Source organism: Acidovorax sp. Root70, assembly GCF_001428225.1.
Classification (GTDB): domain Bacteria; phylum Pseudomonadota; class Gammaproteobacteria; order Burkholderiales; family Burkholderiaceae_C; genus Acidovorax.
In genome coordinates this window covers 204,968-219,124 of the sequence record NZ_LMHQ01000028.1, presented here as the reverse complement: position 1 = coordinate 219,124, position 14,157 = coordinate 204,968, and the positions used below count along the sequence as shown (strand labels likewise).

Sequence of the window (14,157 nt, the reverse complement as noted above, 5' to 3'; positions counted from 1 at the left end):
TTTCCATGACTTTCAGACCTGTGGCATGCGCTGCAACAGCCCTGTGGTGCTGCGCGGCCAGCCGACCGGGCCGAACCAGGCGCCGCCAGCAATCGCCCAGGCGTTGACTGCGCCATACAGCACCAACGCCACGCCCTGCGCGGCAAACACGGCAGCCAGTCCACCGCCCCAGCGCAGCGCCAGCCAGCCGCCGGTGACGGCCACCGCCAGGCGCACGATGTTGCCGATCACGGGCCAGAGCAGGCGCCCTGCCCCTTGCGAGGCAAAGTACAGCACCAGGCCCAGGCCAAAAAAACCGTACACCGGGCCGACGGTGCGCAGATACAGCGCCCCCGCTTCCAGCATGGCGGGGTCGCTGTTGAACAGCGACAGCCACGCGTTGGGAAACGCCGCCGCCCACAGTCCAATCGCCTCGGCCATCACAAACGCCATGGCCGCGCCGATCCAGGTGGCGCGCAAGGCGCGCTCGCGCTGGCCCGCGCCGATGCAGGTACCGACCATGGCCACCAGTGGTGCACCCAGGCCAAACACCAGCGGCACCAGCAGGTACTCCAGCCGCGACGCGGTGCCGTAACCCGCAATGGCCGCTGTGCCAAAGCCGCCCACCAGCGCGGTGGTCACGCCAATCGCCAGGTTGGTGGCAACGGTAGACACCGTACCCACCAGGCCCACCCGCAGGATGTCCTTGAACAACACCCAGCGAAACCGGATGTGCGCCAGCGAAGGCCGCAGCAGGCTGCGCGGCGACCACAGATAGGCGGCCAGCACCACGCTGCCGATCAGGTAATACGCCATCAACGCAATGGCGCCCCCGGCAATGCCCAGGCCGGGCATGGGGCCCCAGCCAAAGATGAACAGCGGCGACAGCGGCACCAGCACAAATGCGCCCAGCACCGTGACATACGCCGGCATGGCCATGTTGCCCGTGCCCCGGATCACGGCCGACAGCGTGTTGAACAGCCAGACCAGAAACGCGCCCGCAAACACCCAGTTGGAATAGATCAGCGCCGCATCCAGTGCGCCGCCCGTGCCGCCCATGCGGGTGTAGAGCCAGCGCCCTCCTCCCACCACCCCCACGGTAAAGACCAGCGAAAACACCGCCGCAATGGCCAGCGCATGCAGCACCAGCGCGTCGGCATCTTCCCGCCGCCGCGCGCCCAGGGCGCGGGCAATGGCCGATGCGATGCCACCGCCCATGGCGCCTGCCGATGTCATCTGCATCAGCATGACCACGGGGAACACTAGCGCCATGCCTGCCAGCGCATTGGTGCCCAGCTTGCCGACAAAGTAGGTCTCGATGAGTCCGACGCCCGCCTGCGCCAGCATCACCAGCACATTGGGCGCGGCCAGCCGCAGCAAGGTGGGCGCGATGGGCGCCTCCAGCAGCATGCGGGTGCGCGGGTTCAGTGCCTCGGTCACGTCAGGCCCCTGCCCCACCGGCCACAGGCTTGCGTGGCACCACGATGCGCACGGTAGACAGCTGCAGCACGTCGCCGTGCTGGTTACGGGTTTCGCTGCGCACGGTGACCATGCCTCGGTCGGGCTTGGATTTGGACGGCTGGATCTGCACCACCTCGCTCACCACATGCAGCACATCGGTGGCGCGGGTGGGCCGGGGCCAGGTCAGCTCGCCCCCTGCGCCGATGATGCCGCCCGCAATCGGCAGGCCGCTGGTCACCTGCAAGCGCATGGTCACGGCCGCCGTGTGCCAGCCGCTGGCGGCCAGGCCGCCAAACAGCGTGTCACGGGCAGCGGCGTCGTCCAGGTGAAAGGGCTGCGGGTCGAACTGCGCGGCAAAGCTGGTGATCTGCGCCTCGTCCATGGCGTGTTCGCCGCTGGTGAACTGGTCGCCCACCGACAGGTCGTCCAGGTAGATCGGGGACTTGGTGGGTTTTGAGGCGTGGCTGGCCGGGGTCTGCGTCATTTTGATGGCTTTCTGGAGAGAGGGTGTTGGTTCAGGCGGCAGTGGCGGCAGGCCGGGCCAGGCGTGCTTCACGGATTGGCAGGTTGACCAGTGCTGCGCCCAGGGCCAGCACGATGTCGATGTACCAGACCCAGTCATAGCTGCCGGTGGCCTGGAACACGCTGCCGCCCAGGTACGCACCCAGGAAGCCGCCCACCTGGTGCGACAGCATCACGATGCCAAACAACATGGCCATGTTGGCCGTGCCAAACATCTTGGCCACCAGCCCGACCGTGGGCGGCACGGTGGAAAGGAACGTCACACCCATCACGGCGGCAAAGACCAGCACCACGGCGGGCGTCTTGGGCGCGAACAGGAAAATCAGCACCGCCAGACCGCGCGTGGCATACAGCAGCGACAGCAGCGACTTCATGCGCCAGCGCCCCACCGCCCAGCCCATGGCCAGGCTGCCCACAATATTGAACAGCCCAATCACCGCCAGCGCCCAGCCCCCTACTTCGGGCGCCAGCCCGCAGGCCGCAATCACGCCAGGCAAGTGCGTGGCCAAAAACGCCACGTGAAAACCGCACACCAGAAAACCCGCTGCCAGGTACCGATAGCTGGGCGTGGCCAGCGCCTGGGCAATGGCCTCGCGCGCGGTCAGCGCCTTCTGGCCAGAGGCGGCAGCGGCCTGCGCCGCCAGGGCGTTGGCGTTGCCCTTGAGCACCCACACCGCCGGCAGAGCCAGCAGCACCAGCACGCCCAGCCACTGCATGGCGCTGGCCCAGCCCACGGCGGCCGTCAGGCTGATGGCAATGGGCGCCATCACAAACTGCCCGAACGAGCCGCCCGCGTTGACGATGCCGCTGGCCAGCCCGCGCTTTTGCAGCGGCACCAGCCGTGCTGTGGCCGCCATGAGCACGGACGGCCCCGCCATGCCCGCGCCGCCGGCGGCCAACACGCCAATCGCAAAGATCAACCCGGCCGTGGTGGTCATGTAAGGCGTGATGAACGTGCCCAGCGCCACCAGCGCTACGCCCAACAGGATGACGCGGCCCGTGCCGATGCGGTCGGCCACCGCCCCGGCAAATGGCTGGGTCAGGCCCCACCACAGCTGGCCAAATGCAAACGCCAGGCTGATGCTGCCAATGCCCAAGCCTGTGGAGGTATTGAGTGCGGACAGGAACAGGCCCATGGTCTGGCGCGTGCCCATGGTCAGCGCAAAGGCGCCAGCGGCGGCCAGCAGCACCAGCCACAGGGCCAGTGGCGTGGCGGACTTGGGTGCTGTCGCCAGCGGAGTGTGGTTATTCGTCATGCACAGCCTCCTGCACTGGCAGTGCAGCCAGCAAATCGAGCGAGTCGTCCACCAGCGCATGCAGCGCCATCACGCGTTCCACACCCAGTGCCTCGTTCAGCGCCAGTTGCGCGGCCTTCCAGTGGCGCTGCGCCTCTGCGCGTTTGTCGCGGCCCGCATCGGTGATGTGCACCAGGCGGCTGCGTGCGTCCGTGCCTGCCTTCAGCGTCACCCAACCTGCGTCGACGAGCGGTCGCAGGTTGCGCGTCAGCGTGGAAGCATCCATCTTCATTTCCGTGGCGAGGTCGCCGGGGCGGATCGGGCCCAGCTTGAGCACATGCGACAGCAACGAATACTGCGTGGTCTTGAGCCCGCACTGCGCCATTTCAGCGTCGTAGTGGTTGGCCACGCGGCGCATCAACTGACGCAGCTTGAAGTTGGTGCAACCCTGCGGTAGCACAGGGGCCAGGGTGGATGGTTCGGCTTGCATGGATTTGATTGTATCTGCAATAATTGCATATGCAATATATGCGTTTCGACCCTACCCCCAACCCGGACACCCCATGACCCAACACAACCACCTCGAACACTGGCTAGCGCAGGAGCGCGACATTCTGGCCACGCTGGATGCAGGCCCCGGCCCGGGCGTAGCCAGCCGCGAGCAGATTGCCCACCTGAATGGCCTGCAGCAGATGCAGGCCATGCTGCGCGGTGAGCTGCCCTACGCGGCCATTGCCAAGACGCTGGACTTCTTGATCGTCGAAGTGGGCGAAGGCACGGCGATCTTCCAAGGCACTCCGCGCCTGGAGCACCTGAACCCCATGGGCACGGTACACGGCGGCTGGTTTGCCACACTGCTCGACTCCGCCCTGGGCTGCTCCATCCACACCCGCATGGAGCCCGGACGCGGCTACACCACGGCCGAGCTGGGTATCAACCTGGTCAAGGCCATCACGCCCAAGGTGCAGCGCGTGCGCGCCGAGGGCCGGGTGATCCACAGCGGGCGCCAGCTCGCCACGGCCGAGGCGCGCCTGGTGGGGCCGGACGGCACGCTGTACGCCCACGCCACCACCACCTGCCTGGTTTTCGATCTGCCTGCACAATCGAAGGGATGAAATTCCTCCACACGATGCTGCGCGTTGGCAATCTTCAACGCTCGATTGATTTCTACACCAACGTTCTGGGCATGCAGCTGCTGCGCCAGTCCGAGAACCCCGAGTACAGATACTCGCTGGCCTTTCTGGGCTTTGAGGGTGGCAACCCCGGCCAGGCCGAGATCGAGCTGACCTACAACTGGGGCACAGAGAGCTACGACATGGGCACGGCCTACGGCCACATCGCCCTGGGTGTGCCCGATGCATACGCGGCGTGCGAGAAGATCAAGGCCTCGGGCGGCAACGTGACGCGCGAACCCGGCCCGGTCAAGGGTGGCACCACGGTGATTGCGTTTGTGACCGACCCCGATGGCTACAAGATCGAGTTGATCCAGCGCGCCGAAGGCGCAGGTGGCCAGGGGCTGCGCTAACTTTTACTATCAAATAGATAGCTGCTTGCGCATGTTCCATTAGCGCAAGCGGCCATTTAGATCACAAAAAAACCCGGCATTACCGGGTTTTTTTGTTGGGAAAGCAGGCAGCGCTTACAGGGCGCCCAGCGTCACTTCCACGCGGCGTGCTTCGGCGTTGCTGCCGGTCGCGGTGGTTTCCTCGGGCTTCTTCAGCTCGACCTTGTCTTCGGCCACGCCGAGGGCCTTGAGCGCTTCGGCCACGGCCACTGCACGCTGCTTGGCCAATTCTGCGTTCAGGGCCGCGTCGCCCGTCGCGTCGTGGAAGCCCGAAACAACGGCCTTCTTGCCTTCGGCCACACCCTTGACCACATCGGCCAGGGCTTCGTTGGCGCCTGCGGCCAGTTCGGCCTTGGCGCTGGCAAAGTAGAACTTCACCACACCGTTTTCGACGCGCACGCTGGCCACGTCTTCTTCGACGGCAACCGGGGCAGCCGGAGCAGCGTCCACAACCACTGCAGCGGGCTGGGCCGGGGCCTTGGCACCCAGGCGCTTGACTACCACGGTGCCCACCACCACGGAGATCACCAACGCAATCAGTGCAAAGAGAAAACCGAGGGCAAAACGTTCTTGGCTATCGCCGTCAGAGCTGGACATGAAGGATCCCTGTAGTGATAAAAAAAGTGGTTGGCCGGCCCTGCAGAAGGTGCGAAAACAAGGCCCTGGCCGATTGCAGCAAAGCTTTCGATTGTAGAGTGAAGCCATGACGAATCTGCCCGCCCCACTGCGAGACCCGGCGCCCATGCTGGAGCGTGCCCTCCAGGAATGGGGCGGCCATCAGGACCTGTGGATCTTTGGCTACGCGTCGCTCATCTGGCGACCGGATTTTGACTATGCCGAGCGCCGCGCGGCCAAGGTCCACGGTTGGCACCGGGCGCTGAAGATGTGGAGCCGCATCAACCGGGGCACGCCCGAGTGCCCGGGTCTGGTGTTTGGCATGCTCTCGGGCGGCAGCTGCCGGGGCATGGTGTTCCGCGTGGACAAGGCGCACGCCCGGCAGGTCATGATCAACCTGTGGCAGCGCGAAATGCCCACCGGCGTGTACGACCCCCGCTGGCTGACCTGCCACACTCCCCACGGCCCGGTGAGTGCGCTGGCCTTTACCCTGTCCCGCAAAAGCCCCAACCACACAGGCGAGCTGCCCGACCATGAGTACCGGCGCATCTTTGACGAAGCCTGCGGCCGCTACGGCACCACGCGCGACTACGCCCAGGCCACTTATGACGAGTTGCGCAGGCACGGCATCCATGACCGGGCGCTGGCCCGGTTGATCGCACTGGCCCAAAAAGAGTCATAGTGCACATTTTTCTGGACTCGCACGCGGTGGCTTGCGAGACTGCGCCTTTGTATCGGGTTCGATCCCGCGTTCATTCATTCGCACCGAGGAGTTTGAGTCATGAAGATTCGTTTTGCTTTTGCCCTGTCTTCCCTGGCTGCTGTGGCGCTGGTGGGCTGCGCCTCCCATCTGTCCGGTAACCGCGCCATGGCCAAGCTGGAGCCCACCCGGGGCAATACCGCCAACGGCACGGTCACGTTTGTGCAGACCGATGAGGGTGTTCAGGTGTCGGGTGAAATTCGTGGACTCAAGCCGGGTGCGGAACACGGCTTTCATGTGCACGAAAAGGGTGACTGCAGCAGCGGCGACGGCATGAGCACCGGCGGACATTTCAACCCCACGGCCAAACCCCACGGTGCCCACGGCGCCGCCGAGCACCACACCGGCGACCTGCCCAGCCTCAAGGCCGACAAGTACGGCGTGGCCGCCTTCAGCTTTGTGTCGAAATCCATCAGTGTGGGCGGTCCGACCACCGACATCGTCGGCAAAGGCCTGATCGTTCACCGTGACCCCGACGATTACCAAACGCAGCCCACCGGCAACGCAGGCCCACGCCTCGCCTGCGCGGTGATCGCTTCCAAATAAAGCGAAAGCGGCCTTTGCCGCCGCTATCCGTGCGCCGCCAGCAACCGTGCGGCCCGCTCCAGGTCTTGCACGGTGTCTATGTCGGTCACCGTGCCTTCGTCATCCACCTCCACCTGCCGCACCCTGACCTGCTGCGCCTGCTCGCGCACCACACTGGCGGCGCCCTGCTCGCCGGTCAGCGCCAGCAGGCTGTGCAAACATGCGGCCGCAAACCCCACGGGGTGACCGCGCTCGCCCCGGTACACCGGCATGACCACGGCGCAGCCCGGGTCTGCCAGCGCGGCGGCCATGGTGCGCAAGGTGGCGGGGCGGATCAGTGGCAAATCCCCAGGCAAAACCAGCCAGCCGGGCGCCTGGGCCGTGGCGCGCACAGCCGCAGCGATCGAATCTCCCATGCCGGGGTGGCCTGCATCTTCCAGGTGCCAGGGCAAACCGCTGGCGCGCACGGCATCCAGGGTGTGCTCCAGCACGGTTTTTGCCCCCAGGGGCGCGCGCAGCTTGTGCACCGCACCGCCGGATGCGGCAAAACGCTCTCCCCGGCCCGAGGCCAGCACCAGAACGACGGGAAGTGAGGTTGGTTGGAGCATGGGGTTGCGCTTGAACAGGTTCCGGTGACCGGTGGCTGCGGCTTGCAGTCGGCGCGATTCTAGGGCCGCCATCCACGCATCAAGCCGTCAGAACGCGCCGCTCCCCACCGTGAAATCCGCGTGCTGCGTCGCCATACCGTGCAGCATGCCCACCAGGGGTCGCAGGTCGTCCCGCCGACTGTGCAGCGCGTAGCCGAGCGAGCCCAGGGGCACCGGGCTGGCCAGCAGCTGCAGCACGCCCCGTTCGCACAGTGCTTGCGCCCAGCCCTCGGGCAGCAAGCCAATGCCGCTGCCCTGTGCCAGCAAGCCCACGATGGCGCCCCAGTGGTTGCACACCAGTCGGCGCGCGGGGCGGGCATCGGCCTGTCGCAGCCAGTCGTCGATCAGGTGCGTCACCCCCGAGCCCTGAGGCAGCGTCACCAGCGGGTGCGACTGCACAGCATCGGCATCCATCTGGTGCAGGGCGCGCGCCACGCCAGGGCCAGCGCACCAGGCAAAGCGCGCATGCGTTAGCGGCACTGACGTCAGCGCGCTGCGACTCGCGGGGCCTGCAATCACGGCCACATCCAGCTCGCCTTTGTCCAGCCGCTCCGCCAGGGCCGCGCCCACATCCACATGCACAGACACTTCCAGCGCCGGGTGCGCCGCCGCCAGTGCTGCGACCAAGCGCGGAAGCCAGGTGATTGCCGTCAACTCGCCCACCCCCAGCCGGCAGGGGCCGCGCAGGCCGTTGGTACTGCCCATCTCCTGCTGCAAACGGTCTGCCTGTTGCAGCAACCCACCCGCCAGCGGCAGCAACCGCGTGCCCGTCTCCGTCAACGCCGCGCGGTGCCCTGTGCGGTCAAACAGCACCTGGCCCAGCGAGGCCTCCAGCTCGGCGATCCGCTTGGACAGGGACGACACCGACAAGTGCACCCGCTCGGCCGCCATGGCAAAGCTGCTGCAGGTGGCGGCCCAGTAGAAAGCTTCGAGCTGTTTGAGGGTCATGTCGTAGAGTTATTTCCAATTTGGCGAACAAATGATTCGCAATAAATTCGCTTTCTTGATTATTGCGGCTTCAGGACACTGCTTTCCAGCCCTCGTTTGCTTTTGCCAGAAACCACGCCATGTCCACCCCCTCCTCCACACCCCAACCGCCCTCCCCCAACGCCTGGGGCGCTTTCAACGGCACGCGCCGCAGCGGCCGCACGGCCGATCTGCTCTCGCTGGACGACTTCGAAGCCGCCGCCCGCCGCGTGCTGCCGCGCCCCATCTTTGGCTACGTGGCCGGTGCGGCCGAGGACAACCAGGCACTGGACGACAATCGCCAGGCGTTCCGCGAGATCGCCCTTGTCCCCCGCGTGCTGCGCAACGTGGCCGAGCGCGACCAGAGCGTGACATTGTTCGGGCAGCGCTACGCCAGCCCCTTCGGCATCGCGCCCATGGGCATCGCAGCGCTGTCGGCCTACCGGGGCGACATCGTGCTGGCCCGTGCGGCGGCAGCTGCGGGCATCCCGGCCGTGCAGAGCGGCAGCTCCCTCATCCGGCTGGAAGAAGTGATGGCCGCCGCCCCGGGCACCTGGTTCCAGGCCTACCTGCCCGGCACCCCCGAACGCATCGACGCCTTGCTGTGGCGCGTGATTGCGGCAGGCGTACAGACCCTGGTGGTGACGGTGGACATCCCTGTGGCGGGCAACCGCGAGAACAACATCCGCGCGGGCTTCTCCACCCCGCTGCGCCCCAGCCTGCACCTGGCGTGGGACGGCATGGTGCGCCCGCGCTGGCTGGCGGGCACACTGCTACGCACCCTGGCACGCCACGGCATGCCGCATTTTGAAAACTCGTTTGCCGAGCGCGGCGCGCCCATCCTGTCGTCGCGCGTGCAGCGCGACTTTGCCGCGCGCGACCACTTTGACTGGAGCCACATCGCCCACATCCGCCGTCAGTGGCGTGGCCCGCTGGTGGTCAAGGGCATCCTCAGCCCGCAAGACGCCGCCCTCGCCCGCCAACACGGGGTGGACGGCATCATCGTCAGCAACCACGGCGGCCGCCAGCTTGACGGTGCCGTGGCCCCGCTACGCGCGCTGCCCGCCATTGTCGAGCAGGCCGGCAGCGGCATGACGGTGATGCTGGACGGCGGCATCCGCCGGGGCACCGATGTGATCAAGGCCCTGGCACTGGGCGCGCAGGCGGTGTTTGTGGGGCGCCCCTTCAACTACGCCGCTGCAGTTGACGGCGAGGCAGGCGTTACAGCGGCCATCGATCTATTGCGCGCCGAGGTGGACCGCAACTTGGCAATGCTGGGCGCCACCACCTGCGCAGCGCTGGGGCCAGAGCATCTCATGGACCGGCGGACACGCTGAGGGACTCCGGCGCACGCTTCTCGGAGGGTCCCTAGGGCGCAAAGTGCAATCAGCGTAGTTTGAAATGAAGTGATGGCAGCGCCGGCAAAAATCCTGTCGATCACTTCAATATTGATAGCTGTCAGCGCTTATCAGAAAAGCGCTAGTAGCACTTTTCACTCACTAGAAATGGTCTGCAGCGCCGCTGACGGCCTCAGGCTGATTTCGAACTTTCACTCGACCACCATTGGCAGGCAGTTTTGGCCCGAACCGGTTTGTTTGCCGTGCACTATGGAACTGCCATGGACGGCCCTTCAGTTAAAGTCCCCGCCCCGCGGGCGATTTTTGACCGCATCGTGCTTCCCGGTGACGGGGTTTGACAACAAAATCTGCGATTTTGGGTGAGGCTCGCCAGCGGATGTGGCCGTGCAAACCGCAACTCGCGGAGATAGAAAAAATATGCTGCTAACCGATATAACCGTCGAGCACACTTTGGTGTCCAAAAAGGATGGCGTTCGCCAGACTTTCTTCCTGCACCCGTTTACCGATACGCAGCGCGATTCACTGGGTAAATTCGAGCTCGTTCGCGACGTCAGCCAGCCCGGACTCAAAGACGTGAAACGCTCCACCTTCGTATCGTTTCACCAATTGGCGGAGCTGTATGCAAAAGGCCTGCTCGAAGAATTCGGGTTTTCCGTTCGCATGTGTCCGGGTAAAGGCACCTACCCTGCCAAACTGCCAGCCAAAAAGATACTGCCCACCAGCATCAAGCCCGGCTCTTCGTTCGACCTAGCGGTGCAGAAGGTGGATATTTCCAAACCGGCCACTCGCGAGTTGAGAACTGCCTTGCTACGCACCAACGTCAAAATTGAATAATCACGACGCTGATTGATAAAGGGTCTACCGTGAATCCACCCATTGCACATACTGAACTCATCGCCACGTTCAAGCGGGCTGAGGCAGATGCCGCTCACAAATTCGGGCTGATCCAAGCGGCGGCGAATAAGGGTCCGAAGGCAATACAAGCCGCCACAGAAACAGCGGCAAAGGCGGCAAAACGCAGGGACTCTTTTGCGAAAAAGCTGGGCGAACTGGGAGTGGTACTCAAGTATTGAGCGCCGCCAAGCCCATGGCGTAACACCCACCATTGGCGACCGCGCAAAACGGACCCTGTTCATCAAAATCATCTCCGGAATCTGAAAACAGAATCGGTCATGGGTCCTGCCCCGATTTGCATGTTTTCAAAGCACGGCAGTTGAAGCGTCTTTATTTTTCGGACTACAAAGGTGTTGAGAGAGATGGGAAACCGCTATAGGCTGAGAACCGAAGTTCATCAATGGCGGCTTTGCGGACCCACATCTGCGTGATGCGACAGCGCGTCCGCCCCATCAAGATAACCTGCCCGCCCAAATGTGCTGAGCAGTGAGTCGCTCACCACCCGTCCAGCCAAGCAGGGCGGGACTATGCGGTTAGATGTCTCGTTACAAAATGCTAAGCTCGCGACATGACCAGTGGTGAGCAACCCAGCTTATTCGACGTCGCATCCCTATTTAGAGACTACAGCGGCGATGAATCCGGAGGCGTCCATGCCATCCGTGGCTTCAGCTTCCAAGTGTGGCAAGCCGTCCTTGAGGCTCTGGGCGCACATGCCACTGGCGAAGATTACGCAGTCATCATGGAGTGGCAGCAAGACATCGCCTTGCTGGATTCCTCAACTGCCCCCACGAAAGTCACTTTCAAGCAGCTCAAGAAGAATGAGTCTTCCTCGCATTGGACACTGCCGGCGCTCCTGAACCCGCCCGACGAGAAAATAGTGGCCCTGCCCGCAGCCGGCGCGACCAAACCGAAGCCCAAGAGGAAAAGCACGCGCTCAGCTGGGAAGGTGTCGGTCCTGGCAAAGCTCTACTTCCATCGCAGGCGTTTTGGACAGGTCGCGCCGACGCGGCTCGTCTTTGCTTCCAACGCGCCGCTGTACGTCGAGGCGGACGATGGCAGCAAACAGACCCTATCGAAGACTGCGTTCTCCGCGTTGCCTGCGGCAACGCAAACCAAGGTCAGCACGGCACTGCGCACCCAGCTGGAGATTCCAGCGAGTGAAGCCATCGACCTTGATTGCATCACCTTTGAGGCCACAAACTGCCCGCTCGAGCATGCACACAAGTACGCTATCGGCGAACTCGTTGAGCATTGTCAGCTCGGCAAGATTCAGCCGCTGGTCACAGCACCTTTTGTGGCCGTCTGCCTGATTGCGTCCTATATCCAACAGCGCGCAGGTTCGGCATCGTTTGCCAAGGACTTTGCGGCACTTCTGGAAAGGGCCGTGACGAGGGCCGACATCACCTCCTACCTTGCCGCTGCCAACGACTCGTACGTCAGCACCCAGGACCTGGTGGAACAGGTCATCTCACGGTTGGACCGCGAGCTGGCGGATTTCGAGGTCGTTCAGGGAATGCAGGACGAGCTGAATGCTGCATGCGCCGAAATAACAAATCGCGCAAGCGCGGTCTGGGCCACGGTCGAAGCTCTGAGCGCTCTGTACAAGAAGCACGACAGCTATCGCACCCGGGGCCCATTGAAGGATAGGTTTCCCGCGTGGCGGGAAGATTTCCGCGCCGGTGCTTCGGCGGCTGGCGCGCCATTTAATGACGGTTTTCTGTACTGTCTCATGGCAATGATTGTCAAAAATGCAAGACCAATCCAGCACCTATCAACTACTTCGGCTGGTACGCAACCTAAGGCTGAAGAATGAGCCGAACAGTCGTCTTCAACGCACTCTGGTTGCTGTCCGAAAGAGACGCGCGGGCCCGCCATCTGACCTTCAACGCGGAGATGAACCTCCTCGCGGGTGACAACGGGATGGGGAAGTCACGTGTCATCAAGCACCTCGTGTGGGCGCTTGGATGCGAGCCGCCGAAAAGGGCGGCGGGCGACTTTGACTCGAACACCATCGCTGTTGTCGCGCTGACCATCGGAAAAACTCAGCGTACGTTCGTCCGGCAAAACCGGGGGAGAGCCGCCTTCGACCGCGACGGCAAACTGATTCTTGCCACGGCTTCTGCATCGCAGTGGAACGAGTACTTCGCTGAAGAGTTTGACTTTCCGCTGAAGCTGCAGCGTCATGACGACGAAGGCTTCGGCCTCGCTGGTCCGAGCTATGCCATGCTGCCGTTCTATATCGATCAGGATGGCGGCTGGGGCGTGAAGTGGACCAACTTCACTGACCTGACCCAGTTCACCAACTGGCAGACGGCGGTCTTCAACTCCTTCTCGGGAGTCAAGCCATCTGCCTATGTGCGCGACCAGCTCCTGCGCGACGAAGCGTCGTACAAGCTTCGTCTGGCAAAGGCGCAGGTTCGAGTACAGCAGACCTCTTACGAGCGTGTCGTGGCAATGCTCCCACCCGAGTCCACCGTCATCGACGAAAGCCTCTTTGCCGAGCAGCTCAAGGAAATCGCGGTGAAGGCGCAGACGCTCAAGGAAGAGCAGGGCGTCGTCCGCGCTGAGCTGATGCTGCTGGCGCAGGAGCGGCAACACAGAATTGCCGAGTTGCACACCGCTCTTGAAAGCGAGAAGTCCCTCGTGGAAGACCTGGCCTACTTGGCAGACTTTCCGGACAACCAGCAGCTCGTGTGTCCTACCTGCTCTCACGTGCACACAACGTCGTTCCACGCGCGACAGGCGTTGGCAGTCGATGCGCACGAGATTCACGAAGCTGCGGTCAAGCTGCAAGGCATCCTTGAGAAGCTGAAGTTGAAGGAGTCCGAACTTCAGCGTAGGCTTTCCGCCGTAGTCGAGAAGCTGCGGGACCTCAATGCCTCAATTAACCAGAAGCAGGATGGTCACAGCGCAGCGGACGTGATTGCGGCCAAGAGCCGGGACACGTTGGAACGTGCATATCGCGCGACAAATAGCGAGCTGACTGCGCAGGTCGACACCCTCGCTGAAGAGAAGAAAACCTACGAAAAAGCGCTGGAGAAGCTGACCGATAAGGGACGGGAGAAGCGAGTCAAGGAGTTCTTTGGAGAGACCTTCATTTCCGTCGCCGATGCACTCGATGTCGACAAGAAGGAAATCGGGAAGAAGCTCAAGATTGGAGAACGGCCACCGGCGGCGAGCGGCAGCTACATGCCCCGAGCGGTGTTGGCGACTCATCTCGCACTCCTCGCGACACACTCCGAGTACGGCGTTGGCTGCAAATTCCCATTCGTCGTCGATACGCCCCAACAGTCCGGTCAAGACCCGGCCAGCCTTGGTCGCATGCTTGACGCCATCTTGGTGAGCTCCGGGAGCGGTCAGCGCTTGGTGGCCACAGAGTCGATTCCGGAGGGGTGGCTGCCGCCGAAGGACTGCAAGGTTATGCGGTTCACGGAGAAGCGCAACCTGTTACGCGAAGCGGAGTTCAAAGAAGGCGCGGATGCGGTGGGTGCCTTCGTGAAGGCCATGCGGGATGCGCTTGCGGGCAGCGACCAGGCTGCGGGGGCAGACGAAAGCGAGCCCGCTGGTCCGGCTGACGCCGAGGACGACGACGAAGAATGACTTCCCGAAGAAGGTGCTTTCGTGCCGGCTT

At 63.7% G+C, this 14,157-nt stretch carries 16 protein-coding genes; 9 read left to right on the top strand and 7 right to left on the bottom strand.

The features are described from left to right. Nucleotides 1–12: 12 nt before the first annotated feature. The 4 genes from ASD94_RS15640 to ASD94_RS15625 are packed head-to-tail and all read right to left on the bottom strand — an operon-like array spanning nt 13 to nt 3,687. Nucleotides 13–1,389, bottom strand: a complete 1,377-nt coding sequence (locus tag ASD94_RS15640) for an MATE family efflux transporter (RefSeq protein WP_056645078.1) — start codon at nt 1,387–1,389, stop codon at nt 13–15. A 31-nt stretch (nt 1,390–1,420) separates the two neighbouring features. After that, on the bottom strand, nt 1,421–1,924 hold the full coding sequence (locus ASD94_RS15635) for a MaoC family dehydratase (RefSeq protein ID WP_056644580.1): 504 nt from the start codon (nt 1,922–1,924) through the stop codon (nt 1,421–1,423). Nucleotides 1,925–1,955: 31 nt separating this feature from the next. After that, a complete protein-coding gene (locus tag ASD94_RS15630) occupies nt 1,956–3,218 on the bottom strand; it encodes an MFS transporter (RefSeq protein WP_056644574.1) in 1,263 nt (420 codons plus the stop codon). Further along, entirely contained in the window at nt 3,208–3,687 is a 480-nt protein-coding gene (locus ASD94_RS15625; RefSeq protein ID WP_056644572.1) for a MarR family winged helix-turn-helix transcriptional regulator, read from the bottom strand. The genes ASD94_RS15630 and ASD94_RS15625 overlap by 11 nt, the downstream gene beginning before the upstream one ends. 73 nt (nt 3,688–3,760) lie before the next feature. Between ASD94_RS15625 and ASD94_RS15620 the strand changes: the two genes are divergently transcribed. Further along, the gene (locus tag ASD94_RS15620; protein WP_056644558.1) at nt 3,761–4,312 is read left to right on the top strand and encodes a PaaI family thioesterase; all 552 of its coding nucleotides are present in this window, start codon (nt 3,761–3,763) and stop codon (nt 4,310–4,312) included. Next, nucleotides 4,309–4,722: a lactoylglutathione lyase gene (gene gloA, locus ASD94_RS15615; RefSeq protein WP_056644557.1), complete on the top strand. Its 414-nt coding sequence runs from the start codon at nt 4,309–4,311 to the stop codon at nt 4,720–4,722. The genes ASD94_RS15620 and gloA overlap by 4 nt, the downstream gene beginning before the upstream one ends. Before the next feature lie 114 nt (nt 4,723–4,836). On the opposite strand, the gene ASD94_RS15610 is transcribed toward gloA, so the two are convergent. Next, nucleotides 4,837–5,358, bottom strand: a complete 522-nt coding sequence (locus ASD94_RS15610; RefSeq protein WP_056644556.1) for an OmpA family protein — start codon at nt 5,356–5,358, stop codon at nt 4,837–4,839. A 106-nt stretch (nt 5,359–5,464) separates the two neighbouring features. Here ASD94_RS15610 and ASD94_RS15605 point away from each other — a divergent pair, with 106 nt between their 5' ends. Beyond that, on the top strand, nt 5,465–6,058 hold the full coding sequence (locus tag ASD94_RS15605) for a gamma-glutamylcyclotransferase (RefSeq protein ID WP_056644553.1): 594 nt from the start codon (nt 5,465–5,467) through the stop codon (nt 6,056–6,058). Between the two features lie 99 nt (nt 6,059–6,157). After that, complete coding sequence (locus ASD94_RS15600) at nt 6,158–6,682, top strand: superoxide dismutase family protein (RefSeq protein ID WP_056644551.1); 525 nt, start codon at nt 6,158–6,160, stop codon at nt 6,680–6,682. A gap of 23 nt (nt 6,683–6,705) precedes the next feature. Here ASD94_RS15600 and ASD94_RS15595 read toward each other — a convergent pair whose 3' ends face one another. Both ASD94_RS15595 and ASD94_RS15590 read right to left on the bottom strand, forming a co-directional pair. Beyond that, nucleotides 6,706–7,269 (bottom strand): NTP transferase domain-containing protein, encoded by a 564-nt coding sequence (locus tag ASD94_RS15595; protein ID WP_056645076.1) that lies wholly within the window; start codon nt 7,267–7,269, stop codon nt 6,706–6,708. A gap of 87 nt (nt 7,270–7,356) precedes the next feature. Further along, nucleotides 7,357–8,256, bottom strand: a complete 900-nt coding sequence (locus tag ASD94_RS15590) for a LysR family transcriptional regulator (protein WP_056644548.1) — start codon at nt 8,254–8,256, stop codon at nt 7,357–7,359. Nucleotides 8,257–8,375: 119 nt separating this feature from the next. Here ASD94_RS15590 and ASD94_RS15585 point away from each other — a divergent pair, with 119 nt between their 5' ends. The 5 genes from ASD94_RS15585 to ASD94_RS15570 all read left to right on the top strand — a co-directional run bounded on the left by ASD94_RS15585 (nt 8,376) and on the right by ASD94_RS15570 (nt 14,126). Beyond that, nucleotides 8,376–9,611, top strand: a complete 1,236-nt coding sequence (locus tag ASD94_RS15585) for an alpha-hydroxy acid oxidase (protein ID WP_056644545.1) — start codon at nt 8,376–8,378, stop codon at nt 9,609–9,611. Nucleotides 9,612–10,049: 438 nt separating this feature from the next. After that, entirely contained in the window at nt 10,050–10,466 is a 417-nt protein-coding gene (locus tag ASD94_RS15580) for a hypothetical protein (RefSeq protein ID WP_056644542.1), read from the top strand. A gap of 29 nt (nt 10,467–10,495) precedes the next feature. Next, nucleotides 10,496–10,705, top strand: coding sequence for a hypothetical protein (locus ASD94_RS23320; protein ID WP_082576896.1), 210 nt, complete (start codon nt 10,496–10,498; stop codon nt 10,703–10,705). A 389-nt stretch (nt 10,706–11,094) separates the two neighbouring features. Beyond that, on the top strand, nt 11,095–12,339 hold the full coding sequence (locus tag ASD94_RS15575; protein ID WP_056644539.1) for a dsDNA nuclease domain-containing protein: 1,245 nt from the start codon (nt 11,095–11,097) through the stop codon (nt 12,337–12,339). Next, on the top strand, nt 12,336–14,126 hold the full coding sequence (locus tag ASD94_RS15570) for an ATP-binding protein (RefSeq protein WP_056644536.1): 1,791 nt from the start codon (nt 12,336–12,338) through the stop codon (nt 14,124–14,126). The genes ASD94_RS15575 and ASD94_RS15570 overlap by 4 nt, the downstream gene beginning before the upstream one ends. Nucleotides 14,127–14,157 lie beyond the last annotated feature (31 nt).